Below are 630 nucleotides of genomic sequence, written 5' to 3' on the forward strand. Positions count from 1 at the left end.
CAAGAGCACGCGACTACCTGGGGTACAGGCGTGTGCTGTTGTGGTTGTACCTCAACCTGCCGGTGCTTACATGGATGTTGTAAGTTCAACCAAAGATGAAGACCTCCTGGAGATTATCCAGGGAGGAAAAACCGTTGTAATTGACCCTGGGTTCTTTTCTGTAGACTGGGTAGCTCTTGAAGAGGGAGAGGGCCGCTATCACTCATCTGGCACCAGCCTCAAGGCGATGTCGGTGTTGCTACAGGAAACGGACCGGCTAATTCAGGAAGACCACGGCGGTGCCCCTGGCATCGAAAAGATCGAGAAAGCTATTCGTGCCGGTAAGGCCGAAATCTTCCTCTACGGTGAAAAGGTATCGATCAAAGACTACTTCAAGAAAGCCTCAACCAAAGTCGCTCAAAACGCCTTGATCCCTATGCGGAAGTCAATGCGTGAGGACGGGATGGATGCTGACGTAGTTCTGCTGGCTGGCGGCGGTGCCGAGGCTTACCAAGATGCGGCCAAGGAGCTTTTCCCTAAGAGCAGGATCGTACTGCCCAACGAATCCGTGGCATCCAATGCCAGGGGCTTCTGGTTCTGCGGCTGATAGATAGGAGGTCGTTGTGGCTGGTAGCAAATGGGATGGAAAAA

The 630-nt window shown here is 53.0% G+C and carries 1 pseudogene; it reads left to right on the forward strand.

From position 1 onward, the window contains the following. Positions 1 to 586, forward strand: a pseudogene (locus R7Z50_RS28565) (plasmid stability protein StbA); the annotation flags it as partial. Positions 587 to 630: the final 44 nt, after the last annotated feature.

Source organism: Vibrio sp. 1249-1 (assembly GCF_033340495.1).